This window comes from Acidovorax sp. 62 (assembly GCF_002754495.1).
Lineage (GTDB): Bacteria > Pseudomonadota > Gammaproteobacteria > Burkholderiales > Burkholderiaceae_C > Acidovorax.
Map to the genome: position 1 here is coordinate 4,430,527 of NZ_PEFJ01000001.1, position 23,939 is coordinate 4,454,465.

The 23,939-nt window shown below is 59.2% G+C and carries 20 protein-coding genes and 5 tRNA genes; 21 read left to right on the forward strand and 4 right to left on the reverse strand.

Annotation, left to right across the window (positions count from 1 at the left end; genetic code table 11):
• Positions 1-7 precede the first annotated feature (7 nt).
• The 7 genes from atpA to CLU86_RS19920 all read left to right on the forward strand — a co-directional run bounded on the left by atpA (position 8) and on the right by CLU86_RS19920 (position 6,704).
• Entirely contained in the window at positions 8-1,561 is a 1,554-nt protein-coding gene (atpA, locus tag CLU86_RS19890) for a F0F1 ATP synthase subunit alpha (RefSeq protein WP_099742831.1), read from the forward strand.
• A gap of 18 nt (positions 1,562-1,579) precedes the next feature.
• On the forward strand, positions 1,580-2,446 hold the full coding sequence (atpG, locus tag CLU86_RS19895) for a F0F1 ATP synthase subunit gamma (RefSeq protein WP_099657608.1): 867 nt from the start codon (positions 1,580-1,582) through the stop codon (positions 2,444-2,446).
• A gap of 33 nt (positions 2,447-2,479) precedes the next feature.
• Complete coding sequence (atpD, locus tag CLU86_RS19900) at positions 2,480-3,886, forward strand: F0F1 ATP synthase subunit beta (protein ID WP_099657609.1); 1,407 nt, start codon at positions 2,480-2,482, stop codon at positions 3,884-3,886.
• 74 nt (positions 3,887-3,960) lie between these two features.
• Positions 3,961-4,377: a F0F1 ATP synthase subunit epsilon gene (locus CLU86_RS19905; RefSeq protein WP_099658963.1), complete on the forward strand. Its 417-nt coding sequence runs from the start codon at positions 3,961-3,963 to the stop codon at positions 4,375-4,377.
• Positions 4,378-4,646: 269 nt separating this feature from the next.
• A complete protein-coding gene (locus tag CLU86_RS19910; protein WP_099657610.1) occupies positions 4,647-5,096 on the forward strand; it encodes a nuclear transport factor 2 family protein in 450 nt (149 codons plus the stop codon).
• A gap of 89 nt (positions 5,097-5,185) precedes the next feature.
• Positions 5,186-6,187 carry a YheT family hydrolase gene (locus CLU86_RS19915; protein ID WP_099742832.1) on the forward strand — a complete coding sequence of 334 codons (1,002 nt, stop codon included), beginning with the start codon at positions 5,186-5,188 and terminating at the stop codon, positions 6,185-6,187.
• Positions 6,180-6,704 carry a DUF2946 family protein gene (locus CLU86_RS19920; protein WP_099742833.1) on the forward strand — a complete coding sequence of 175 codons (525 nt, stop codon included), beginning with the start codon at positions 6,180-6,182 and terminating at the stop codon, positions 6,702-6,704. The genes CLU86_RS19915 and CLU86_RS19920 overlap by 8 nt, the downstream gene beginning before the upstream one ends.
• Before the next feature lie 93 nt (positions 6,705-6,797).
• Here CLU86_RS19920 and CLU86_RS19925 read toward each other — a convergent pair whose 3' ends face one another.
• From CLU86_RS19925 to CLU86_RS19940, 4 genes are all read right to left on the reverse strand, one after another.
• Positions 6,798-7,334 (reverse strand): cytochrome c5 family protein, encoded by a 537-nt coding sequence (locus CLU86_RS19925; RefSeq protein ID WP_099657613.1) that lies wholly within the window; start codon positions 7,332-7,334, stop codon positions 6,798-6,800.
• Positions 7,335-7,461: 127 nt separating this feature from the next.
• On the reverse strand, positions 7,462-8,871 hold the full coding sequence (locus CLU86_RS19930; RefSeq protein WP_143226755.1) for an efflux transporter outer membrane subunit: 1,410 nt from the start codon (positions 8,869-8,871) through the stop codon (positions 7,462-7,464).
• A complete protein-coding gene (locus tag CLU86_RS19935; RefSeq protein ID WP_099742835.1) occupies positions 8,864-12,019 on the reverse strand; it encodes an efflux RND transporter permease subunit in 3,156 nt (1,051 codons plus the stop codon). Before CLU86_RS19935 ends, CLU86_RS19930 begins: the two co-directional genes overlap by 8 nt.
• Positions 12,020-12,030: 11 nt before the next feature.
• Positions 12,031-13,287: an efflux RND transporter periplasmic adaptor subunit gene (locus CLU86_RS19940; RefSeq protein ID WP_099742836.1), complete on the reverse strand. Its 1,257-nt coding sequence runs from the start codon at positions 13,285-13,287 to the stop codon at positions 12,031-12,033.
• A 189-nt stretch (positions 13,288-13,476) separates the two neighbouring features.
• Here CLU86_RS19940 and CLU86_RS19945 point away from each other — a divergent pair, with 189 nt between their 5' ends.
• From CLU86_RS19945 to rpoB, 14 genes are all read left to right on the forward strand, one after another.
• Positions 13,477-14,112, forward strand: a complete 636-nt coding sequence (locus CLU86_RS19945; protein WP_099743728.1) for a TetR family transcriptional regulator — start codon at positions 13,477-13,479, stop codon at positions 14,110-14,112.
• 62 nt (positions 14,113-14,174) lie between these two features.
• A tRNA-Arg gene (locus tag CLU86_RS19950) sits at positions 14,175-14,250 on the forward strand.
• 71 nt (positions 14,251-14,321) lie between these two features.
• Positions 14,322-14,407 (forward strand) — tRNA-Tyr (locus CLU86_RS19955).
• Between the two features lie 59 nt (positions 14,408-14,466).
• Positions 14,467-14,540: transfer RNA gene (locus CLU86_RS19960), tRNA-Gly, on the forward strand.
• A gap of 53 nt (positions 14,541-14,593) precedes the next feature.
• Positions 14,594-14,668 (forward strand) — tRNA-Thr (locus tag CLU86_RS19965).
• 73 nt (positions 14,669-14,741) lie between these two features.
• The gene (gene tuf, locus CLU86_RS19970; RefSeq protein WP_099657583.1) at positions 14,742-15,932 is read left to right on the forward strand and encodes an elongation factor Tu; all 1,191 of its coding nucleotides are present in this window, start codon (positions 14,742-14,744) and stop codon (positions 15,930-15,932) included.
• Positions 15,933-15,945: 13 nt separating this feature from the next.
• Positions 15,946-16,021: transfer RNA gene (locus CLU86_RS19975), tRNA-Trp, on the forward strand.
• Positions 16,022-16,110: 89 nt separating this feature from the next.
• The gene (gene secE / locus CLU86_RS19980; protein WP_099742837.1) at positions 16,111-16,497 is read left to right on the forward strand and encodes a preprotein translocase subunit SecE; all 387 of its coding nucleotides are present in this window, start codon (positions 16,111-16,113) and stop codon (positions 16,495-16,497) included.
• Positions 16,494-17,087: a transcription termination/antitermination protein NusG gene (gene nusG, locus CLU86_RS19985; protein ID WP_099657618.1), complete on the forward strand. Its 594-nt coding sequence runs from the start codon at positions 16,494-16,496 to the stop codon at positions 17,085-17,087. Before secE ends, nusG begins: the two co-directional genes overlap by 4 nt.
• 126 nt (positions 17,088-17,213) lie before the next feature.
• Positions 17,214-17,645, forward strand: a complete 432-nt coding sequence (gene rplK / locus CLU86_RS19990) for a 50S ribosomal protein L11 (RefSeq protein ID WP_099657619.1) — start codon at positions 17,214-17,216, stop codon at positions 17,643-17,645.
• Between the two features lies 1 nt (position 17,646).
• Positions 17,647-18,342 (forward strand): 50S ribosomal protein L1, encoded by a 696-nt coding sequence (gene rplA, locus CLU86_RS19995; protein WP_099657620.1) that lies wholly within the window; start codon positions 17,647-17,649, stop codon positions 18,340-18,342.
• A gap of 236 nt (positions 18,343-18,578) precedes the next feature.
• The gene (rplJ, locus tag CLU86_RS20000; RefSeq protein WP_056165010.1) at positions 18,579-19,103 is read left to right on the forward strand and encodes a 50S ribosomal protein L10; all 525 of its coding nucleotides are present in this window, start codon (positions 18,579-18,581) and stop codon (positions 19,101-19,103) included.
• Positions 19,104-19,142: 39 nt separating this feature from the next.
• Entirely contained in the window at positions 19,143-19,520 is a 378-nt protein-coding gene (rplL, locus tag CLU86_RS20005; RefSeq protein ID WP_099657622.1) for a 50S ribosomal protein L7/L12, read from the forward strand.
• Positions 19,521-19,807: 287 nt separating this feature from the next.
• Entirely contained in the window at positions 19,808-23,920 is a 4,113-nt protein-coding gene (gene rpoB, locus CLU86_RS20010) for a DNA-directed RNA polymerase subunit beta (RefSeq protein ID WP_099657623.1), read from the forward strand.
• Positions 23,921-23,939 lie beyond the last annotated feature (19 nt).

Sequence of the window (23,939 nt, forward strand, 5' to 3'; positions counted from 1 at the left end):
AAGAGTCATGCAACTCAATCCCGCAGAAATTTCTGAACTCATCAAGAGCCGCATCGAAGGTCTGGCCGCCAGCAGCGATATCCGCAACCAGGGTACCGTGGTGTCCGTGTCCGACGGTATCGTGCGCGTGCACGGCCTGTCGGACGTGATGGCCGGTGAAATGCTTGAGTTCCCCGCCACCAAGGACGGCCAGCCCTCCTTCGGCCTGGCCCTGAACCTCGAGCGCGACTCCGTCGGCGCCGTGATTTTGGGTGAGTACGAGCACATCTCCGAAGGCGACACCGTCAAGTGCACGGGCCGCATTCTGGAAGTGCCGGTTGGCCCTGAGCTGATCGGCCGCGTGGTGAACGCCCTGGGCCAGCCTATCGACGGCAAGGGTCCCATCAACGCCAAGCTCACCGACGTGATCGAAAAGGTCGCTCCGGGCGTGATCGCCCGTAAATCGGTGGACCAACCCCTGCAGACCGGCCTGAAGTCCATCGACTCGATGGTGCCCGTGGGCCGTGGTCAGCGCGAGCTGATCATTGGTGACCGCCAGACCGGCAAGACCGCTGTGGCTATCGACGCCATCATTGCCCAGAAGGGCCAAGGCGTGTCCTGCATCTACGTCGCCATCGGCCAGAAGGCTTCGTCGATCAAGAACGTGGTGCGCGCGCTGGAACAAGCCGGTGCCATGGAGTACACGATTGTGGTGGCCGCATCGGCTTCCGAATCGGCCGCCATGCAGTACGTGTCGGCCTACTCGGGTTGCACGATGGGCGAATACTTCCGCGATCGTGGCCAAGACGCCCTGATCGTGTATGACGATCTGTCCAAGCAAGCGGTTGCTTACCGTCAAGTGTCGCTGCTGCTGCGCCGCCCACCAGGCCGCGAAGCCTACCCTGGCGACGTGTTCTATCTCCACAGCCGTCTGCTCGAACGCGCAGCCCGCGTGAACGCCGACTACGTCGAAGCCTTCACCAAGGGTGAAGTCAAGGGCAAGACCGGTTCGCTGACCGCACTGCCGATCATCGAAACGCAAGCTGGCGACGTGTCCGCTTTCGTGCCAACCAACGTGATCTCGATCACGGACGGCCAGATTTTCCTGGAAACCAGCCTGTTCAACGCCGGTATTCGCCCCGCCATCAACGCCGGTATCTCGGTGTCGCGCGTCGGTGGTGCTGCCCAGACCAAGCTGGTGAAGAACCTGTCCGGCGGTATCCGTACCGACTTGGCCCAGTACCGTGAACTGGCTGCGTTTGCGCAGTTCGCTTCCGACCTGGACGAAGCCACCCGCAAGCAGCTGGACCGCGGTGCCCGCGTGACCGAACTGCTCAAGCAGGCACAGTACAGCCCCCTGTCCATCTCGCTGATGGGCGCGACGCTGTTCGCTGTGAACAAGGGCTTCATGGACGACATCGATGTCAAGAAGGTTCTTGATTTCGAACACGGCCTGCACCAGTTCCTGAAGACCAGCCACGCCGCACTGCTGGCCAAGCTGGAACAGGCCAAGGCCATGGACAAGGAAGCTGAAGCCGAATTGACCGCTGCTGTCGCCGCGTTCAAGAAGTCGTTCGCTTAAACCGGACGAGGAGCCATCATGGCAGCAGGCAAGGAAATACGGGGCAAGATCAAATCGGTGGAAAACACCAAGAAGATCACCAAAGCCATGGAGATGGTGGCTGCATCCAAAATGCGCAAGGCGCAGGAGCGGATGCGGGCGGCCCGTCCCTATAGCGAGAAGATCCGCAATATTGCAGCCAACCTCGGCCACGCCAATCCAGAGTACGTGCATCCGTTCATGAAAGTGAACGATGCAAAGACCGCTGGTGTCATTGTCATCACCACAGACAAGGGTCTGTGTGGTGGCATGAACACCAACGTGTTGCGTGCCGTGACGACCAAGCTGCGTGAGCTGCAAGGTGCCGGTGTCTCGACTGAAGCGGTGGCGATTGGTAACAAGGGTCTGGGTTTCTTGAACCGTGTGGGTGCCAAGGTGGTTTCACACGTGACAGGCCTGGGCGATACGCCCCATCTGGACAAGCTGATTGGCCCGGTGAAGGTGCTGCTTGACGCATATGCCGAAGGCAAGATCAACGCGGTGTACCTGAGCTACACCAAGTTCATCAACACCATGAAGCAGGAGTCAGTGGTGGAGCAATTGCTTCCTCTGTCCTCCGAACAAATGCAGGCTGAGAAGACGGAACACGGCTGGGACTACATCTACGAGCCCGATGCGCAAAGCGTCATCGACGAGTTGCTGGTCCGCTATGTCGAGTCCCTGATCTACCAAGCCGTTGCAGAAAACATGGCGTCAGAGCAATCGGCGCGGATGGTGGCCATGAAGGCCGCAACAGACAACGCCGGCAGCGTCATTGGTGAGTTGAAGCTGGTCTACAACAAGACGCGTCAGGCAGCGATCACGAAAGAACTTTCAGAAATCGTGGCCGGCGCCGCCGCTGTGTAAGCAGCTCAACATACAACATTATTGGAGCGAAAAATGGCTCAAGTGCAAGGCAAGATTGTTCAATGTATCGGCGCTGTGGTGGACGTTGAGTTCCCACGCGACCAGATGCCCAAGATTTACGACGCTCTGAAGCTCGAAGGTTCCAACCTGACGCTGGAAGTGCAGCAGCAGCTGGGCGACGGCGTGGTGCGTACCATTGCGCTGGGTTCGTCCGACGGCCTGCGCCGCGGCCTCATGGTGACCAACACCGGCAACGCTATCACCGTGCCCGTGGGCAAGGCAACGCTGGGCCGCATCATGGACGTGCTGGGCGCGCCCATCGACGAACGTGGTCCCGTCAGCCAAGACCTGACTGCCTCTATCCACCGCAAGGCCCCTGCGTACGACGAACTGTCGCCTTCGCAAGAGCTGCTGGAAACGGGTATCAAGGTGATCGACTTGGTCTGCCCGTTCGCCAAGGGCGGTAAGGTGGGCCTGTTCGGTGGCGCCGGCGTGGGCAAGACCGTGAACATGATGGAACTCATCAACAACATCGCCAAGGCCCACAGCGGTCTGTCGGTGTTCGCTGGTGTGGGCGAGCGTACCCGCGAAGGGAACGACTTCTACCATGAAATGGCCGATTCCGGCGTGGTGAACCTGGAGAAGCTCGAAGAGTCCAAGGTTGCCATGGTGTACGGCCAGATGAACGAGCCCCCAGGCAACCGTCTGCGCGTGGCGCTGACCGGCCTGACCATCGCCGAGTCGTTCCGCGACGAAGGCCGTGACGTGCTGTTCTTTGTGGACAACATCTACCGCTACACACTGGCCGGTACCGAAGTGTCCGCTCTGCTGGGCCGTATGCCTTCCGCCGTGGGCTACCAGCCTACCCTGGCTGAGGAAATGGGCCGCCTGCAAGAGCGTATTACCTCCACCAAGGTCGGCTCGATCACCTCCATCCAGGCCGTTTACGTGCCAGCGGATGACTTGACCGACCCATCGCCTGCCACGACCTTCGCTCACTTGGATTCCACCGTGGTGCTGTCCCGTGACATCGCTTCGCTGGGTATCTACCCTGCTGTGGATCCTCTGGACTCCACTAGCCGCCAGCTGGACCCGAACGTCGTGGGCGAAGACCACTACGCCACGGCCCGCGCGGTGCAAGGTACGCTGCAACGCTACAAGGAACTGCGCGACATCATCGCCATTCTGGGCATGGACGAACTGGCTCCTGACGACAAGCTGGCCGTGGCCCGCGCTCGCAAGATCCAGCGTTTCCTGTCGCAGCCGTTCCACGTGGCCGAAGTGTTCACGGGCTCTCCAGGCAAGTACGTTCCGCTGTCGGAAACCATTCGTGGTTTCAAGATGATCGTGAACGGCGAGTGTGACCACCTGCCAGAACAAGCGTTCTACATGGTCGGTACCATCGACGAAGCCTTCGAAAAGGCCAAGAAGGTGGCCTGATCTCAGATGGGCTGAACACCGTCTGGTGGTTCAGCCCTCTGTAGTCAAGTCCCCCTCTTTTCTTAGGAGCCATGATGAACACTATCCACGTTGATGTGGTCAGCGCCGAAGAGTCCATCTTCTCTGGCGAGGCGCGTTTTGTCGCTCTGCCTGGCGAATCCGGCGAGTTGGGCATTTACCCTCGCCACACACCGCTGATCACCCGTATCAAGCCCGGTTCGGTGCGCATCGAAACGGCAGACGGTGGCGAAGAGTTTGTCTTCGTTGCGGGCGGTATTCTGGAAGTCCAGCCCAACTGCGTCACGGTTCTGTCTGATACCGCCATCCGTGGCAAGGACCTGGACGACGAGAAGGCCAATGCTGCCAAGGCGGCAGCCCAGGAAGCGCTCAAGAACGCCAAGAGCGATCTCGATCTGGCCAAGGCACAGTCTGAATTGGCTGTGATGGCCGCGCAGATTGCGGCTTTGCGCAAGTACCGCCAAAAGAAGTGAGCTGCACGCAGCGTCCACCTCTTCCAAGAAAACCCGGCATGTCCGGGTTTTTTTATGGCTGTTCACCGGTCGCTGGCGCCATCAAGAGATTGGAGAGGCATTGAGCGTGTACCCGACCTTTCCTTGCGCATGGCAAAGCGGAGCTTGGGGCGAAGCAGATTCGTTTTGCGGGATATCTAGGGCCGCGCTGTCTGCTATCCCTGCGCTGGGGCCTTGGCTCCCTCACAATCCAGGGTCCAGAAGCCCATTTGCGGTTGAAATCCATTCCTATGCCACGCACCAAACACCCTGCCCAGTCGTTGGGCGGATCGCCGGATGACACGGAAGCTCTGTTCTACGAAGCCTTGCAGAAAGGCGACATCGATTTGTTGATGTCTTGCTGGGCGGACGAGGAAGACATCCTGTGTGTCCACCCGGGCGGCTCGCGCTTGGTGGGTGCGGCGGCCATACGGGCGGCCTTTGATGGGATGTTCTCGCAGGGAAGCATTCGGCTCACGGTTTCCCAGGTGCACCGTGTTCAGTCGGTTTCCAGTGCCGTGCACAGTGTGGCCGAGCGTGTGGAGATCATGTTGCCAGATGGGCTGCACGCTGCTTTTTTGTTGGCCACCAATGTGTACCACCGCACACCGGAGGGTTGGCGCCTGGTGGCGCACCATGCCAGCACGGGCGGATCTCCCGATAGCTTGCCCGGGCCTGAGGTGCCACAGGTATTGCACTGACGGGTGCGAGCGCTGCCTCTGTTGAACTGCGAAGGTTGTGTTTTGAATCAAATAGGCCTCTAGCGCTTATTCAATAAGCGCAAGCAGCTATGAAATATATAGCGCCTAACTGGCTCCCTGGCGGACAACTGCAGACCCTTTGGCCTGCCTTGTTTTCGCGTCGAACCCATGGTTCGGCCCCGGTCTATCGGCGCGAGCGGTGGACCACCCCGGATGCCGATTTTGTGGATGTGGATTTCTTGGCCGACGCCCCAACGGCTGCGGAGACCCCCATGCTGGTGGTCTTTCACGGTCTGGAGGGCTCGTCGCGCAGCCACTATTGCGAGGCTTTTGCCGAGGTGGCGCGCGAGAGGGGATGGGCCTGCGCATTGCCCCACTTTCGCGGTTGCAGTGGCGAGATCAACCATGCACCCCGCGCCTACCACTCTGGCGACCATGAAGAAATCGGCTGGATACTGGGCCAACTGCAAGCCGCGCACCCAGGGCCGCTGGTGGCGGTGGGGGTTTCATTGGGCGGCAACGCTTTGATGCGCTGGGCTGCTGAAGTGCAAGGCCTGGCGGCCCGGAGTGTGAGAGCCGTAGCCGCCGTGTGTGCGCCGCTTGATTTGGCGGCGGGAGGCCTTGCCATCGGAAAAGGCCTCAATCGACAGATTTACACGCGCATGTTCTTGCGGACCATGGTGCCCAAGGCGTTGCAAAAGTGGCAACAGCACCCGGGCTTGTTTGATAAGGATGCACTCTTGGCCGCACGGGATTTGTATGCCTTCGACAACGTGTTTACCGCCCCCTTGCATGGGTTTCAGGACACGGCGGACTATTGGCACCGTGCGTCTTCCAAGCCCCTGTTGCCCCTGATTCAGGTGCCTGCATTGGTCGTGAATGCGCTGAACGACCCCTTTGTTCCTGCGGACAGTTTGCCGGGGGCCTGTGACGTGGGGCCCTGTGTGACGTTGTGGCAGCCGGAGCACGGTGGGCATGTCGGCTTTGCCCAAGGGCGTTGGCCGGGGCATGTGCGCACCATGCCCGATGCGGTCAGCGATTGGCTGGCCTGTGCCGCCGCATTGCCGCAGGCACAATCAGCCCATGGATGACATCGTCAAACAAGCGTTGGTGAAGTGGCCCCATGTGCCCGACTGCTACGGGTGGCTGGGTTTGGATGCGCGTGGGCGCTGGTTCATGCGCGATGCTGCAGTGCAGGCGGCCGGCGATTTTGCCAGCAGCCGTGGGTCGTGGCTGCAGCATGCCAAGCTGATCGAGTTCATCGGGCGCAATTACGAGTGCGATGCCCAGGGGCTGTGGTTTTTCCAGAATGGCCCGCAGCGGGTCTATGTGGAGTTGGAGGCTGCCCCTTGGGTCTGGCGGGTATTGCCAGACTTTCGTTTGCAGTCGCACACCGGCCACCTGGCGGACGCGCAAGACTGCTGCGTGGATGAACAAGGGCGCTTGTATATCGCCACGGTCTTGGGTTTGGGCGTAGTGCATACCCAGGACATGGTGTACGCCGCCGAAGCGGTGGAACAAGGGCTGTGGGTGCCGCGTGACGTTTTATCGGCCCAGTTGCCGCAGGAGTTTCAGTTTGTTTTGAGTCCGGCTGCACAGGCGAAGTAGAGGCGAAGTAGCGACCGCAGGACGCGCAATAAAAAAGCCGATGCATGCATCGGCTTTTTTGATGGACTGGCCGCTGTGGGCAGCCGCCTTGGGTTACTGCGCTGCAGAGGCTCCGGCCTCTGGGGCGGCAGCGCCTGGCGCTGCAGGCTCAGCAAACTTGGCACCGCCGGCATTGGCCATGAACACCACGGCCCGGGCAATTTCGGTGTCGTTGAAGTCACCACCACCCTGGGGCGCCATGGCGCCCTTGCCCTTGAGGGCGGACTGGACCAGCGCTTCAAAGCCGGTCTTGATGCGAGGGCCCCAGGCTGCAGCGTCGGCCAGCTTGGGTGCCCCTGCTGCGCCGGTGGCGTGGCAAGCGGCGCATTGGCCCTTGAACACTTCTTCGCCTGCGCGCAGAGGGCGATTGGCATCGCGCACTTCCACCATGCCCACTTTTTGGATGCGCTCGGCCAGTGCCTTTTCAGGGTTGGCGGCACCAGCGGCAGGCTTGTTGCTGGAGGTCACGTAGAGAACCAGGCCGATGATGGCAAAGATAGGCACCACGAACGAGAAAAATCCCGCGATCAGTAGTTGCTTGGGGGTTTTGATCGGGCCTGTATGCGCTTCTTCGTGGTGGTTGTCGCTCATGACGTCCTCTGGAGTGGCGGGGTCTTTGATGGAATAACCCTAAATTATATCTGTGGGGTAGGCCTGTGATAGACGCTCACTGGCCAGACCCCGCAAGATATTCGTCGGTATCCCACAAGGGGCTTTCTCAGGGCGCTTTGCTGGCTTGGCCTGTTTCCGCATCCCAGCCACCACCCAGCGCCTTGAATAGTGTGACTTGATTTTGCAACTGCCCCAGGCGCACCTGCACCACGCCTTGCTGCGTGCTGAACAGTGAGCGCTGTGCGTCCAGCAAATCGAGGTAGCTGGCCACCCCGTTTTTGTAGCGCAGATCCGCCAGGTTCAGGCGTATGGCCTCAGCCTCGGCTTGCTTGGTTTGCGCGTCCAGTTGCTCTGTCAGGGTGCTTTGGCTGGCCAGCGCGTCAGACACCTCCCGGAATGCCGTTTGGATGGCCTTCTCATACTGCGCTACGGCGAGTTTGCGGCCCACCTGTGCACTATCGAGGTTCGCTTGGTTGGCGCCCGCATCGAACAGAGGCAGCAGCAGCGATGGGGCCAAGGTGAAGCCCCAGGAGCCGTTTTTGAACAGGCCTGAAAGCTCGCCACTGGCGGTTCCGGCCTGCGCCGTCAAGGCAATGCGCGGAAAGAATGCGGCACGCGCGGCTCCAATGTTGGCATTGGCCGCCACCAGTTGCTGCTCTGCCTGTCGAATGTCTGGCCGCTGTGCCAGCAGATCTGAGGGCAAGCCTGCAGGAACTGTCTGCATGCTGGGGGCGGCCCGCAAATCGCTGCGGGTCAAGCTGGCTCGAATGTCTTCAGGCAACGGTTGGCCCAGCAGCAGGGCCAGGGCATTCTCGTCGAGGACTCTTTGGCGCTGCTGCTGGGCCAGCGTCGCCCGTGCGGCCTGGGTCAGTGATTCCGCTTGCCGATAGTCAAGTTCTGACGCTGCCCCGGAGTCCAGCCGCAGCTTGGTCAGCCGCACGGACTCTTCGCGGGTGGTCAAGGTCCGGCGTGAAAGCTCCAGCAACTGCTCGTCGGCCAGCAGCGTCAGCCAGCCATTGGCCACTGCGCTGATCAGGCTGACCTGGGCGGCATTGCGCCCTTCTTCGCTTGCAAGGTACTGTGCCAGTGCCTGCTCCTTGAGGCTGGCGACGCGGCCAAAAAAGTCCAGCTCCCAGGCGGTGACAGCAAGGCCCACGCTGAAGCTGTTGGTCAGGTCGCCGGAGCCCGAGGCGGGCGCGCGGGAGGCATTGGCGGCCAGCCCCACTGCAGGGTATTGCGCCGCTCTGCGCACCTGAAACTGTGCACGCGCTTGCTCGACATTGAGGCTGGCGATGCGCAGGTCACGGTTGTGGTCCAGCGCGATCTCAATGAGCTGTTGCAGGCGTGGCTCGGAGAAGTAGCTGCGCCAGGAGGGGAGCGGAGCGCCGGGCTGCGCCGATGCTGCGGTGTAGCCCGTGGGCACTGGGGCTGCAGGGCGCTCGTATGCCGGAATCATGGAGCAGCCAGCCAGCACGGCCACCATCGCCAGGCTCAGGGGGGCGAGTTTCTTAGTCATGGTTTCCAATTCCTGCTTCTTCTGCATGGCGGCGGTTCATTTCTTGTTGGCGTGCGCTGCCCTTGAAGAGCCCGCGCACGACCACGAAAAAGACGGGAACAAAGAACACCGCCAAGACGGTGCCCGTGAACATACCCCCCAGCACACCAGTGCCGATGGCGCGTTGGCTGGCAGACCCGGCGCCGCTGGCAATGGCCAGTGGCACCACGCCCAGGCCAAATGCCATGGAGGTCATGATGATGGGCCTGAAGCGCAAATGCGCTGCTTCCAGGGCCGACTCAATGACACCCTTGCCTTGGGCTTGCAGGTCTTTGGCGAACTCAATGATCAAAATCGCATTCTTGGCAGACAGCCCAATGATGGTGATCAGCCCCACCTGGAAGTAGACGTCGTTGGCGTATCCCCGCATCAGCGTGGCGAGTAACACCCCCAGCACGCCCAACGGCACCACCAGCACCACGGCCAACGGAATGGACCAGCTTTCATACAGTGCAGCCAGGCAGAGGAACACTGCCAGGATGGCGAAGCTGTACAGAATCAAGGACTGTGAGCCTGCGAGCTTTTCTTCACGCGACTGCCCGGTCCACTCAAAGCCAAAGCCTGCCGGCAACTGGCCGGCCAGCTTCTCCATCTCCGCCATGGCCGCACCAGTGCTCAGACCTGGCGCTGGGCTGCCAGAGATGCGCATAGCAGGGTAGCCGTTGTAGCGCACCGTCTGTTGTGCGCCCTTGACCCACTTGGTGGTTGCAAAGGCCGAGAGTGGCACCGGCTTGCCTTGGCTGTTGCTTGCGTTCAATTTCATCAGGTCATCCGGCTGCATGCGGGCAGGGGCATCTGCCTGCACCACGACACGCTGTAGTCGCCCTTGGTTCGGGAAGTCGTTGACATAGCTGGACCCCAGGGCGGTGGACAGCGTGGAGTTGATGGCATCGAACGTCACGCCCAGTGCATTGGCTTTGTCGCGGTCAATGTCAATTTGCAGTTGCGGGGCGTCTTCCAGTCCGTCTGGGCGTACTTGCGTGAGCACCTTGCTCTGGGACGCCATGCCCAGCAGTTGATTGCGGGCATTGACCAACGCTTCATGCCCCGCACCGCTGCGGTCTTGCAAGCGGAACGTGAACCCGCTGGCGTTGCCCAGCTCGGGGATGGGCGGTGGGCTGAGCGGGAAGATGAATGCATCACGAATGCCCATCAGCCCACCAAAGGCGCGGTTGGCCACGTCTTGGGCCGACTGGCCTGGACCATGGCGCTCGCTCCAGTCCTTGAGCGTCACAAAGGCCAATGCTGCGTTCTGTCCTTGGCCAGAAAAGCTGAAACCCAGAACCCCCACCATGCTTTGCACTTCGGGCTGCTTGAGGATGAAGTTTTCCACTTGTTCCATGACGGCCAGCGTCCGCTCCTGCGTCGCGCCCGGCGGCAACTGCACGTTCACGATGATGTTGCCTTGGTCCTCGCTGGGCAAAAAGGAGGTTGGCAGGCGCATGTAGACGACTGCCACGGCACCCACGATGGCCGCGTAAATGACCAAATATCGCGCTGCACGCTTGAGCATGCGAGCGACCCAGCCTTCATAGCCTTTGGCGGCAACGGTGAAGCGTCGGTTGAACCAGCCGAAAAAGCCCGTCTTTTCGTGGTGGTGGCCTGCTTCCACCGGCTTGAGCAAGGTGGCGCACAGCGCTGGCGTCAACGACAAGGCCATGAAGGCCGAGAACCCGATAGACGCCACCATGACCGCCGAGAATTGGCGGTAGATATTGCCGGTAGAGCCTGCGAAGAACGCCAGTGGCACGAACACGGAGATCAGCACCACGGTCACGCCAATGATGGCGCCCGAAATCTGGCGCATGGCTTTGCGTGTGGCTTCCAGCGGCGAGAGACCTTCTTCGCTCATGATGCGCTCGACGTTCTCGACCACCACGATGGCATCGTCCACGACGATACCGATCACCAGCACCATGCCGAACATGGTGAGCACGTTGATGGAGAAGCCCAGTGCCAGCAACGTCGCAAAAGTGCCCAGCAACGCAATCGGCACCACGATGGTGGGAATGACGGTGTAGCGCCAGTTCTGCAGAAACAGGAACATCACCAGGAACACCAGGGCAACGGCTTCCAGCAGCGTTTTGGCCACTTGGGTGATGGAGATGTCCACAAAGCGCGAGCTGTCGTAGGGAATGCTCCAGCTCATGCCTTGGGGAAAGTACCGGGACAGCTCGTCCATCTTGGTGCGCACGGCTTTGGCTGCCTCCAGCGCGTTGCCGCTAGGAGATAACTGGACACCAATGCCAATGGCCGGTTTGCCGTTGAGTCGGGCGGCGGTGGCGTAGGCCTGGCCGCCCAGTTCCACGCGCGCCACATCCTTGATCCGAACGGTAGAGCCGTCTGCATTGGCCCGCAGGATGATGTTGGAGAACTGCTCTACGCTGGACAACTGGCCTGTCACCACCACGGTTGCGGAAATGCCCTGGCCTGCCAGGTTGGGCAAATCGCCAATGGTGCCGCTGGCCACTTGTGCATTTTGGGCGCGGATGGCCGCACTCACTTCGGCCGCAGAGACGTTGAAGCTCTCCATTTTGGCGGGGTTGATCCAGATGCGCATCGCCCGCTCTGTGCCGAAGAGCTGGGCCTGGCCGATGCCGCTCAGCCGCTGCAGTTCAGGCACCACGTTGCGAGATGCATAGTCACCCAGCGCCACGGTGTCTGTTTTCGGGTCGCTGGAGGACAACATCGTGAACAGCAAGAAGTTGGACCTAGATTTGTCCACGCGCACGCCTTGCTGCGTGACGGTTGACGGCAGCCGTGGAGTGGCTCTGGACAGCCGGTTTTGTACGTCTACCTGCGCCAGGTCTGCGTTGGTGCCGGGCTGGAAACTCAGCGTGATGCTGCCGGAGCCGTCTGCTTGTGCAACGGACTCCATGTAGATCAACCCCGGGGAGCCATTCATCTCGCGCTCAATCACCGACAGCACACTGTCTTCCAGCGTCTGTGCAGAAGCGCCTGGGTATGAGGTGTTGATGACGATGGACGGCGGAGCGACGGGGGGGTACTGCGAGATGGGCAGCTGGGTGATTGCCACGCCCCCCATGACCATGATGAACAGTGCGATGACCCACGCAAAGATGGGTCGGTCAATAAAGAACTTTGCCATGTGCGTGCCTCTCAGGGCTTGGCTGCAGATGCATCGGCGGCCGGGGCCGGAGCGGGCGTTGCAGCCTGTCCGGGCGCCTGCCATGGCACGGCTTTAACGGGAGTGCCTGGGGGCAGCATCTGCAGTTTCTGAAAGCCATCCACCATGACCTTTTCGCCCGCTTGCAGGCCTTCACGCACGACCCAGCGGTTGTTTTGTGCCGCACTGATCTTGACGGTGCGCTGGCTGATCTTTCCGTCATCACCCACCACACTGACTGTGTCCCCTTGCTGCGTGCGCGTGACCGCTTGTTGAGGCAGCGTGATGGCATTGCTGGCCTGTGCCTGTTCCAGTCGCACACGCAGATACAGGCCTGGCAACAACTCGCCCTTGGGGTTGGGGACTTCTGCGCGCAAGGTCACCTGACCCGTGCTCGCGTCCACGGACAAATCAGAAAAAAGCAGCTTGCCTGCTTGGGCGTATTCAGTGCCATCGCTCAGGATCAAGCGAACGCTGGCGGCCTCCTTGCCGTCTGCGCGCTTGAACTGCCCGTTGGCCATGGCTTTGCGCAATTGCAAGATGTCGTTCGCAGACTGGGTGAAGTTCACGTACACCGGGTCAATCTGTTGAATCACCGCCAAAGGGGTTGCTTCCCCTTGGCCGACCAAGGCGCCCTCGGTTACCAAGGCACGCCCAATGCGCCCGGAAATGGGGGCCGAGACGCTGGCGTAACCCAGGTTGATGCCTGCAGTACGCACGGCCGCCTTGGCTGATGCCACATCGGCTTGAGATTGCTTGAGCGCCGCTTCGGCGTTCACATAGTCTTGCTTGCTGATGGCGTTGGCTTCGACGAGCGGGCGATAACGCTCCAGTTGGGCTTGGGTCTGCGCCAGGTTGGCTTCGGCTTTGGCCTGGCTGGCTTTGGCACTGTCCAGGGCTGCTGCATAAGGGGCCTCGTCGATTTTGAACAAAGACTGCCCAGCCTTGACATCGCTGCCCTCCTTGAAGGTTCGCTGCTGCAAGATCCCTGCAGCCCGAGCCCTCACTTGCGCAACGCGAGAGGCCTCTACACGCCCTGGCAGTTCGGTCACCAGCCCAATGTCGCCGGGCGTCGCTGTCACTGTTCCGACCTCTACTGCAGGCTTTTGGCCGCCGGCTCCGGCTGGTGCCGACGCCTCTTTACCGCAAGCGGTTAGCAATAGGCTGGTTGCGACAAGGCTCCCGAGAAGCAGGTGCTGCGTTCTGTTGGATGTTGGTTGAACGGGTTGTTCATCATGCAAGCGAAGCATGGAAATCCTTTGGTGATGAGGCGAGAGGAGGGCTGATGTGCCCGTAGCCTGAAACAAGATGGCCACAAAAGATGGCAGGGGCGCGAAAACCCGACATGGCTGCTGAGAGATTATACATACAGTCATGAATGTATAATGAATTTGCAGCACGTGCTGGCGATGGCGGTGCTTGTAGAAATGGATGGCGAAATGGTTCGCAGAACAAAAGAAGATGCGGCGGCTACGCGCAATGGCCTGATTGATGCGGCCGAGCGTGTGTTTTGTGAGAAGGGCGTGTCGCGTGCGTCTTTGAGTGACATTGCCAGCGCTGCAGGGGCTACCCGCGGCGCGATCTACTGGCATTTCAAGGACAAGGTGGATCTGTTCAATGCCATGATGGATCGGGTGACTTTGCCGCTGGAGCAAGGGTGTGCTCAGTTTTCGTGTGTGGCGGGCGGAGATCCCGTAGGGCGCTTGCGCGCTGTCATGGCGTTTGTGTTCCATGCGGTGGCATCCAATGCGCAGGCTCGGCGGGTTTTTGAGATTGCCATGTACAAGGTGGAGTACGTGGATGAAATGGCAGTGGTGCGGGATCGGCACATTGCCGCGTCGGGTAATTTCACTGCCCAGCTGGCTCGCGACTTTGCGCTGGCTGTGGAGGGGGGGCGATTGAGTATGCCCTTGTCTCCGCATGAGGCGGCTGTGTCATTGCATGCGCTGTTCGACGGGTTGATCCAAAACTGGATTCTTGGGCAGGGCGGGTTTGATCTGGTGAGTGTGGGGGGGCGTGCGACGGATGCTTTTTTGCGGGGGGTGGGGCTTTGTTGGCCCGTTGCTGACACGTAGTGCAAGGTGATCGCCTGGAGCGTTGCTCCGTGCGATAATCCATGGCTAACATGTGAATTCGTGCGGCTGTAGCTCAGTGGATAGAGTATTGGCCTCCGAAGCCAAGGGTCGTGGGTTCGATCCCCGCCAGCCGCACCAGATAAATATGTTGCTTGAATTTCGGGTTTTGTTCGGGTTTGCAAAAACCGTGCTAGAATTCAAGGCTGATCGGAGGGGTGCCCGAGTGGCTAAAGGGGGCAGACTGTAAATCTGTTGGCTTACGCCTACACTGGTTCGAATCCAGTCCCCTCCACCAAAATTTAGTGTGAGTTTGTCTGTTGGGTTGTGCAGGCTTCGCAAGAGTCGTTGGCTTGTGCGGGAGTAGTTCAATGGTAGAACCCTAGCCTTCCAAGCTAATGACGCGGGTTCGATTCCCGTCTCCCGCTCCACGTTGTTTTGGTTTTGTAGTTTTGTCTGACATCATTGATGTGATGCTTAGATTGCCCATGTGGCTCAGTGGTAGAGCACTCCCTTGGTAAGGGAGAGGTCGCGGGTCCGATTCCCGCCATGGGCACCACTTTCGGGTGCGTCCGGTTCTGGTTGCGCCAAGATCCTGTTTTTTGAAATAGATATTTTTCGGAGTCGGAAAAATGGCAAAAGGAAAATTCGAACGCACCAAGCCCCACGTCAACGTGGGCACCATCGGTCACGTGGACCATGGCAAGACAACCCTGACGGCTGCTATCGCTACCGTGCTGTCTGCCAAGTTTGGCGGCGAAGCCAAGAAGTACGATGAAATCGACGCAGCGCCCGAAGAAAAGGCACGCGGCATTACCATCAACACTGCCCACGTTGAATACGAAACCGCCAACCGCCACTACGCTCACGTGGACTGCCCTGGCCACGCTGACTATGTGAAGAACATGATCACCGGCGCTGCCCAAATGGACGGCGCTATCTTGGTGTGCTCCGCTGCTGACGGCCCAATGCCCCAGACCCGCGAACACATCCTGCTGGCCCGCCAAGTGGGCGTGCCTTACATCATCGTGTTCCTGAACAAGTGCGACATGGTGGACGACGAAGAGCTGCTGGAACTCGTCGAAATGGAAGTTCGCGAACTCCTGGACAAGTACAGCTTCCCTGGCGACGACACCCCCATCGTGCGTGGTTCCGCTAAGCTGGCTCTGGAAGGCGACAAGGGTCCTCTGGGCGAACAAGCCATCGACAAGCTAGCCGAAGCCCTGGACACCTACATCCCTACGCCTGAGCGCGCTGTGGACGGTGCCTTCCTGATGCCTGTGGAAGACGTGTTCTCGATCTCCGGTCGTGGCACCGTGGTGACGGGCCGTATCGAGCGCGGCATCATCAAGGTCGGCGAAGAAATCGAAATCGTCGGTATCCGCGACACACAAAAGACCACCTGCACCGGCGTGGAAATGTTCCGCAAGCTGCTGGACCAAGGTCAAGCTGGCGACAACGTTGGCCTGCTGCTGCGCGGCACCAAGCGTGAAGACGTCGAGCGCGGCCAAGTGCTGTGCAAGCCCAATTCGATCAAGCCACACACCCACTTCACTGCCGAAGTGTATGTGCTGAGCAAGGACGAAGGCGGCCGTCACACGCCTTTCTTCAACAACTACCGTCCTCAGTTCTACTTCCGTACGACTGACGTGACTGGCGCCATCGAGCTGCCAGCCGACAAGGAAATGGTCATGCCTGGCGACAACGTGTCGATCACTGTGAAGCTGATCAACCCCATCGCCATGGAAGAAGGCCTGCGCTTTGCTATCCGCGAAGGCGGCCGCACTGTGGGCGCCGGCGTGGTTGCCAAGATCATTGCTTAATTAGTTTGTGTATAGGGGTATAGCTCAATTGGCAGAGCGTCGGTCTCCAAAACCGAAGGTTGTAGGTTCGATTCCTACTGCCCCTGCCACTTAAAGTGGCTCAATCAAAGCCCGCCAGGATCTGGCGGGCTTCGGTGTCTTGTGTGATGCCGTGTGAAATGAAGTGAAAGTATCAAACATGGCTGCCTCACAGGTTGAAACCGTAAGTTCCGGTGCGGACAAAGCAAAGCTTGCTGCTGCTGTTGCTTTGGTGCTAGCTGCTATTGCTGGTTTTTATTTGCTTGGAAAGCAAGGTGTATACGCTCAGTGGGCGGTCCTGATTGTCGGGCTGTTGGCTGCTGTGGGCGTTTTCTTGGTTTCTGAGTCGGGTCGCCAGTTTGTTGCATTTGCGCGTGATGCTTGGCGCGAAGTCAAAAAAGTGGTTTGGCCAACCCGAAAAGAAACACTGCAAATAACGGCTTACGTTTTTGCCTTTGTGGTCATCATGGCCTTGTTTCTGTGGTTCACGGATAAAACGCTGGAATGGGTCTTTTACGACCTCATTTTGGGATGGAGAAAGTCATGACAACCGATGCAGTGGTGGCCGATGGCGGTGCGCCCGTTTCATCTACGCCCTCTAATCCTGATTTGCGTTGGTACATCGTTCATGCCTATTCGGGCATGGAAAAGGCGGTTGAGCGCAACATTGTCGAGCGCATCGGCCGCGCTGGCATGCAAGACAAATTTGGCCGAATTCTCGTCCCCACTGAAGAAGTGGTTGAGATGAAAAATGGCCAGAAGAAGACGACCGAGCGGCGTCTTTTTCCTGGGTATGTCTTTGTTGAAATGGTGATGGACGACGACACTTGGCACTTGGTGAAGCACACCAACAAAGTGACGGGTTTCGTTGGTGGGGTCAAGAATCGGCCTGCGCCTATCTCGGAAGACGAGGTGCAAAAGATCGTCAGCCAGATGCAGGAAGGCACTGACAAGCCACGCCACAAGGTCGAATTCATGGTGGGTGAGTTGGTGCGGGTCAAGGAAGGCCCATTCACTGACTTCAATGGCTCGGTCGAAGAAGTCAACTACGAAAAGAATCGTCTGCGCGTTTCTGTGATGATTTTTGGCCGGTCTACACCCGTTGAATTGGAGTTTGGACAGGTTGAAAAGACCTGAGCCTAGTGGAATAAATACCTCGCATTTTTCGACTCGGTGCGAGAGGTTTTGGTGAGTCGTTAACCCCCGGGGAGCCTGCTAGTGCATGTTGCATAGGCAGGCGTTACAACCCGCAAGGAGCAAAGCATGGCGAAGAAAATCGTCGGTTTTATCAAGCTGCAAGTCCCAGCAGGTAAGGCCAATCCATCCCCACCAATCGGCCCCGCACTGGGTCAGCGTGGCCTCAACATCATGGAGTTCTGCAAGGCATTCAATGCGCAGACCCAGGGCGTCGAGCCAGGCCTGCCATTGCCCGTGGTCATCACGGCTTTTGCGGACAAGAGCTTCACCTTCATCATCAAGACGCCGCCTGCGACGACTCTGATCAAGAAGGCCATCAAGCTCGAGAAGGGTTCTTCCAACCCTTTGAAGACCAAGGTCGGCAAGATCACTCGCGCACAGCTTGAAGAGATCGCGAAGACCAAGCTGAAGGACATGAACGCTGCCAACGTCGACGCCGCTGTGCGCACGCTGGCTGGCTCTGCACGCTCCATGGGCGTGACGGTGGAGGGTTTGTAAAATGGCCAAGCTGACAAAGAAGCAAAAAGCCCTGCAAGGCAAGGTTGACAGCACCAAGCTGTACGCTTTCGCTGAAGCAGTTGCAATCGTGAAAGAAGCTGCTACCGCCAAGTTCGATGAATCCATCGATGTGGCCGTTCAACTTGGCATTGATGCCAAGAAGTCGGACCAAGTGGTGCGTGGTGCTGTGGTGCTGCCTAACGGTACCGGCAAGACGACTCGCGTGGCCGTGTTCGCCCAAGGCGCCAAGGCTGAAGAAGCCAAGGCTGCTGGCGCCGACATCGTGGGTATGGATGACTTGGCCGCCATGGTCAAGGCCGGCGACATGCCTTTCGACGTGGTGATTGCTGCCCCTGACGCCATGCGCGTTGTGGGTACGCTGGGCCAGATCCTGGGTCCACGTGGCCTGATGCCTAACCCCAAGGTGGGTACCGTGACGCCTGACGTCGCTACGGCTGTGAAGAACGCCAAGGCGGGTCAAGTGCAATTCCGTGTCGACAAGGCTGGTATCGTGCACAGCACGATCGGTCGCCGTTCGTTCGACAACGAAAAGCTGCAAGGCAACCTGGCTGCGCTGATTGAAGCCCTTAACAAGGCCAAGCCAGCTACCAGCAAGGGTCTGTACCTGCGCAAGGTGGCTGTGTCCTCCACGATGGGCTTGGGTGTCCGCGTGGATACGCAAACCATCGCAGCGTAATTGCAAAAAATCTTCAATCTTGTCTTCGGGCGAGATTGATGTGGTGGGCTGAGGCTACCTCGGTAGCTTCAGGCCATCCAAGACCGTTGGTGTGTGAGTTACTCGCGCTTAAAGCCAGAGATGGTGCCAACGCAGATGGCGATCCCGCTGCAGATGGAAATTTTCCAAAACAGTTGGTCGCTGCAACAAGAGCGCGCACAAGGCCATCGCCGAGTGCGCATTTTAAGGAGTAGACCTTGAGTCTTAATCGCAGTGAGAAAGAAGCGGTCATCAGTGAAGTGACCAGCCTCGCCGCTAAAGCTCAAACGCTCGTGATCGCGGAATACCGTGGCATCACGGTCGCCGACATGACCAAACTGCGCGTTGATGCACGCAGCAAGGGCGTCACCCTGAGTGTTCTGAAGAACACCCTGGCTCGCCGTGCTGTGGCTGGTAGCGCATTTGACGTTGTGGCCGACCAGATGACCGGTCCGCTGATCTATGGCTTCTCCGAAGACGCTGTGGCTGCCGCTAAGGTGGTGGCCGATTTCGCGAAAACCAACGACAAGTTGGTGATTCGCGGTGGCGCTTTCGGTGGCAAAGCCCTGGATGTCAACGGCGTTAAGCAACTGGCCAACATTCCTTCCAAGGAAGTTTTGCTGGCTCAGATTTGTGGCTTGCTTATGTCCCCCATGTCGCGTACAGCCGTTGTGCTGGGCGCGCTGGCGGCGAAAAAAGGCGAAGGCGCAGCCGAAACGGCCGCCGAACCTGTTGCGGCTTGATAGCCCGACAGACAACCAACTAATTGTTAGGAAATAAAAATGGCATTCGATAAAGACGCATTTTTGACCGCTCTGGACAGCATGACGGTTCTGGAACTCAATGACCTGGTGAAGGCCATTGAAGAGAAGTTTGGCGTGAGCGCTGCAGCCATGGCTGCTCCTGCTGCCGCTGGTGGTGGCGCTGGCGCTGCTGCTGCTGAAGAAAAGACAGAATTCAATGTGGTGCTGACTGACGCTGGCGCCAACAAGGTTTCCGTCATCAAGGCAGTGCGCGAAATCACCGGCCTGGGCCTCAAGGAAGCCAAGGATCTGGTGGACGGCGCTCCAAAGAACGTCAAGGAAGCTATTGCCAAGGCTGACGCTGAAGCCGCAGTCAAGAAGCTGGTGGAAGCCGGTGCCAAGGCTGAACTGAAGTAATTCGGTCTCTTTCAAGGGCTGGAGTGCTCCTCAAGGGCCTCCAGCCTTTGGCGCTTTCAGAGCGCACCCGAAAAGTGACTTGATGCAGGGCGTTATGAGTCTGCAGTGAGTTGAATTTCGAGTGTCTTCTGACAACCCCGACAGCAGAAGATACCTTGGTTCGGGTGATGTGCAATGCATCGCCGTCCGCCATGGTTGGTAGTGGCCAACCGCCAAGCCCGCAAAGGAAAGCACCTTGCGGGTCAGTCGTCGAAGACCCAGGACTCATGTCTTTGCCCGGAGATCTCATGGCCTATTCCTATACCGAACGCAAGCGAATTCGCAAAAGTTTCGGCAGCCGCGACAGCGTGCTGGAAGTTCCTTATCTGCTGCAGATGCAGAAGGACGCATACACCGCCTTCCTGCAGGCAGATAAAGCACCTCAAAAGAGGACCATAGAAGGTTTGCAGGCTGCTTTTGATGCAGCCTTCCCTATCGTCTCGCACAATGGTTTTGTCGAGATGAAGTTCATTGAGTACAACTTGGCCAAGCCCGCATTTGACGTGCGTGAATGCCAGACTCGGGGCTTGACTTTTGCTTCGGCCGTGCGCGCCAAAGTGCAGCTGATCATCTATGACCGCGAGTCCTCGACTTCGCAGTCCAAGGTGGTGAAGGAAGTGAAAGAGCAAGAGGTCTACATGGGCGAAGTGCCCCTGATGACTGACAAGGGCTCGTTCATCATCAACGGCACTGAGCGCGTGATCGTGTCTCAGCTGCATCGTTCGCCTGGCGTGTTTTTTGAGCACGATAAGGGCAAGACCCACAGTTCCGGCAAGCTGCTGTTCTCGGCACGCATCATTCCGTACCGTGGCTCGTGGCTGGATTTCGAGTTCGACCCCAAGGACATCTTGTACTTCCGTGTGGACCGCCGTCGCAAGATGCCGGTTACGACGCTGCTCAAGGCCATTGGCCTGAACCCTGAATCCATCCTGGCGAACTTCTTCGTCAATGACAATTTCCGTCTGATGGACAGCGGCGCACAAATGGAGTTTGTGTCCGAGCGTTTGCGTGGTGAAGTGGCTCGCTTTGACATCACCGACAAGTCCGGCAAGGTCGTTGTGGCCAAGGACAAGCGCGTTACGGCCCGCCACACGCGTGAACTGGAACAATCGGGCACCACGCACATCAGCGTGCCCGAAGACTTCCTGATTGGTCGCGTCGTTGCCCGCAACATCGTTGATGCCGATACCGGCGAAATCATCGCCAAGGCCAATGAAGAGTTGACCGAAGCGTTGCTCAAGAAGCTGCGCTCTGCCGGCGTGCAGGACCTCCAGGTCATCTATACCAATGAACTGGACCAAGGCGCCTACATCTCGCAGACCCTGCGCATCGATGAAACCGTGGACGAGTTTGCCGCCCGCGTGGCCATCTACCGCATGATGCGCCCTGGCGAGCCACCCACCGAAGACGCAGTGCAGGCCCTGTTCCAGCGCCTGTTCTACAACCCCGACACGTACGACCTGTCGCGCGTGGGCCGCATGAAGTTCAACGCCAAGATTGGCCGCGACGAATCCACCGGTCCCATGGTGCTGTCCAACGAAGACATCCTGGCTGTGGTCAAGATTTTGGTGGACCTGCGCAATGGCAACGGCGAAGTCGATGACATTGATCACTTGGGGAACCGCCGCGTGCGTTGCGTGGGCGAACTGGCCGAAAACCAGTACCGCACAGGCTTGGCACGTATCGAGAAGGCCGTGAAGGAGCGTCTGGGCCAGGCCGAGCAAGAGCCTCTGATGCCCCATGACCTGATCAACAGCAAGCCGATTTCGGCTGCTCTGAAGGAATTCTTCGGCGCATCCCAGCTGTCGCAGTTCATGGACCAGACCAACCCGCTGGCCGAAATCACGCACAAGCGCCGTGTGTCCGCTCTGGGCCCAGGCGGTTTGACCCGTGAGCGCGCAGGCTTTGAAGTGCGTGACGTGCACGTGACCCACTACGGTCGCGTTTGCCCAATTGAGACGCCTGAAGGTCCAAACATTGGTCTGATCAACTCGCTGGCTTTGTACGCCCGCTTGAACGAGTACGGCTTCATCGAGACGCCTTACCGCCGCGTTGTGGACGGCAAGATCACCAACGAAATCGACTACCTGTCGGCCATTGAAGAAGGCAAGTACGTGATCGCTCAGGCGAACGCGCAGCTCGACAAGGATGGTCGCCTCACCGGTGATCTGGTGTCTGCCCGTGAAAAGGGTGAATCCATCCTGTGCGGCGCGGACCGAGTGCAGTACATGGACGTGTCGCCCGCTCAGATCGTGTCGGTGGCTGCCTCGCTGGTGCCATTCCTGGAGCACGATGACGCGAACCGCGCGTTGATGGGCGCCAACATGTCGCGCCAGGCTGTGCCTGTGCTGCGTCCTGAGAAGCCACTGGTGGGTACCGGTATCGAGCGCGTGGCCGCTGTGGATTCGGGCACTGTGGTCACGGCCACCCGTGGTGGTGTGGTGGACTACGTCGATGCGACCCGCATTGTGGTGCGCGTGAATGACGACGAAGCTGTGGCCGGTGAAGTAGGTGTGGACATCTACAACCTCATCAAGTACCAGCGTTCCAACCAGAACACCAACATCCACCAGCGTCCCATCGTGAAGAAGGGTGACAAGCTGGTCAAGGGTGACGTGGTGGCCGACGGCGCATCGACGGACTTTGGCGAAATCGCGATCGGCCAGAACATGCTGATCGCCTTCATGCCCTGGAACGGCTACAACTTCGAGGATTCGATCCTGATCTCCGAGCGCGTGGTGTCGGAAGACCGCTATACCTCGATCCACATCGAAGAACTGGTCGTGATGGCCCGTGACACGAAGCTGGGTGCGGAAGAAATCACGCGCGACATTCCGAACCTGTCGGAACAGCAACTCAACCGTCTGGACGAGTCCGGCATCATCTACGTGGGTGCAGAAGTGCAACCCGGCGATACGCTGGTCGGCAAGGTCACGCCCAAGGGCGAAACCACCCTCACACCTGAAGAGAAGCTGTTGCGCGCCATCTTCGGCGAGAAGGCTTCCGACGTGAAGGACACCTCGTTGCGCGTGGACCAGGGCTCGTCGGGCACCGTGATCGACGTGCAGGTGTTCACCCGTGAAGGCATCCAGCGTGACAAGCGTGCTCAGCAGATCATCGACGATGAACTCAAGCGCTTCCGTCTGGACCTGAACGACCAGCTGCGTATCGTGGAAGCTGACGCGTTTGACCGTATCGAAAAGCTGCTGACCGGCCGCGTGGCCAACGGTGGCCCGCAAAAACTGGCCAAGGGCACCAAGCTCGACAAGGCGTACCTGTCGTCGGTGGAAAAATTCCACTGGTTCGACATCCGTCCTGCCGAAGACGAAGTCGCCACCCAGCTCGAATCCATCAAGAACGCGCTGGAGCAAACCCGCCACAGCTTCGACCTGGCTTTTGAAGAAAAGCGCAAGAAGCTCACGCAAGGTGACGAGCTGCCTGCTGGCGTGCTCAAGATGGTCAAGGTGTACCTGGCCGTCAAGCGCCGCCTGCAGCCTGGCGACAAGATGGCCGGCCGCCACGGTAACAAGGGTGTGGTCTCCAAGATCGTGCCCGTTGAAGACATGCCTTACATGGCCGACGGCACCCCTGCCGACATCGTTCTGAACCCGCTGGGCGTGCCTTCGCGGATGAACATTGGTCAGGTGCTGGAAGTCCACTTGGGCTGGGCCGGCAAGGGCATTGGCCAACGCCTGGGCGACATGCTGCAGGAAGAGGCCAAGGCTTCTGAGCTGCGCACCTTCCTGGAAGAGGTCTACAACTCCCGTGGCCGCAAGGAAGACCTGTCGCAGCTGTCTGACGACGAGCTGGTGGCTATGGCGCAGAACCTGACTTCGGGCGTGCCTTACGCAACCCCCGTGTTCGACGGTGCTTCGGAAGAAGAAATCAAGGACATGCTGAAGATTGCATACCCTGATGACATCGCCGCACGCAAGGGCCTGACACCGACCCGCACGCAGGCATACCTGCACGATGGCCGCACGGGTGACCGCTTTGAGCGTCCCACCACCATCGGCTACATGCACTACCTGAAGCTGCACCACTTGGTGGACGACAAGATGCACGCCCGTTCGACCGGTCCTTACTCGCTCGTCACGCAGCAGCCGCTGGGTGGTAAGGCGCAGTTCGGTGGCCAGCGTTTCGGGGAAATGGAAGTGTGGGCGCTGGAAGCTTACGGCGCCGCCTATGTGTTGCAGGAAATGCTGACCGTGAAGTCCGACGACGTGGTGGGCCGTACCAAGGTGTACGAATCCATCGTCAAGGGCGAACACGCCATCGAAGCCGGCATGCCGGAATCGTTCAACGTGCTGGTCAAGGAAATCCGTTCGCTGGGCCTGGACATCGAGCTGGAACGCTCCTAAGCAGAAAAGGAAAGAGTCA

Coding starts and splice junctions, on each gene's coding strand:
- tuf (WP_099657583.1), top strand. CDS start 14,742: ATGGCAAAAGGAAAATTCGAACGCACCAAGCCCCACGTCAACGTGGGC.
- atpG (WP_099657608.1), top strand. CDS start 1,580: ATGGCAGCAGGCAAGGAAATACGGGGCAAGATCAAATCGGTGGAAAAC.
- secE (WP_099742837.1), top strand. CDS start 16,111: ATGGCTGCCTCACAGGTTGAAACCGTAAGTTCCGGTGCGGACAAAGCA.
- CLU86_RS19905 (WP_099658963.1), top strand. CDS start 3,961: ATGAACACTATCCACGTTGATGTGGTCAGCGCCGAAGAGTCCATCTTC.
- CLU86_RS19925 (WP_099657613.1), bottom strand. CDS start 7,334: ATGAGCGACAACCACCACGAAGAAGCGCATACAGGCCCGATCAAAACC.
- rpoB (WP_099657623.1), top strand. CDS start 19,808: ATGGCCTATTCCTATACCGAACGCAAGCGAATTCGCAAAAGTTTCGGC.
- CLU86_RS19920 (WP_099742833.1), top strand. CDS start 6,180: ATGGATGACATCGTCAAACAAGCGTTGGTGAAGTGGCCCCATGTGCCC.
- atpA (WP_099742831.1), top strand. CDS start 8: ATGCAACTCAATCCCGCAGAAATTTCTGAACTCATCAAGAGCCGCATC.
- rplK (WP_099657619.1), top strand. CDS start 17,214: ATGGCGAAGAAAATCGTCGGTTTTATCAAGCTGCAAGTCCCAGCAGGT.
- rplA (WP_099657620.1), top strand. CDS start 17,647: ATGGCCAAGCTGACAAAGAAGCAAAAAGCCCTGCAAGGCAAGGTTGAC.
- CLU86_RS19940 (WP_099742836.1), bottom strand. CDS start 13,287: ATGCTTCGCTTGCATGATGAACAACCCGTTCAACCAACATCCAACAGA.
- CLU86_RS19930 (WP_143226755.1), bottom strand. CDS start 8,871: ATGACTAAGAAACTCGCCCCCCTGAGCCTGGCGATGGTGGCCGTGCTG.
- CLU86_RS19935 (WP_099742835.1), bottom strand. CDS start 12,019: ATGGCAAAGTTCTTTATTGACCGACCCATCTTTGCGTGGGTCATCGCA.
- CLU86_RS19945 (WP_099743728.1), top strand. CDS start 13,477: ATGGTTCGCAGAACAAAAGAAGATGCGGCGGCTACGCGCAATGGCCTG.
- atpD (WP_099657609.1), top strand. CDS start 2,480: ATGGCTCAAGTGCAAGGCAAGATTGTTCAATGTATCGGCGCTGTGGTG.
- nusG (WP_099657618.1), top strand. CDS start 16,494: ATGACAACCGATGCAGTGGTGGCCGATGGCGGTGCGCCCGTTTCATCT.
- CLU86_RS19910 (WP_099657610.1), top strand. CDS start 4,647: ATGCCACGCACCAAACACCCTGCCCAGTCGTTGGGCGGATCGCCGGAT.
- CLU86_RS19915 (WP_099742832.1), top strand. CDS start 5,186: ATGAAATATATAGCGCCTAACTGGCTCCCTGGCGGACAACTGCAGACC.
- rplL (WP_099657622.1), top strand. CDS start 19,143: ATGGCATTCGATAAAGACGCATTTTTGACCGCTCTGGACAGCATGACG.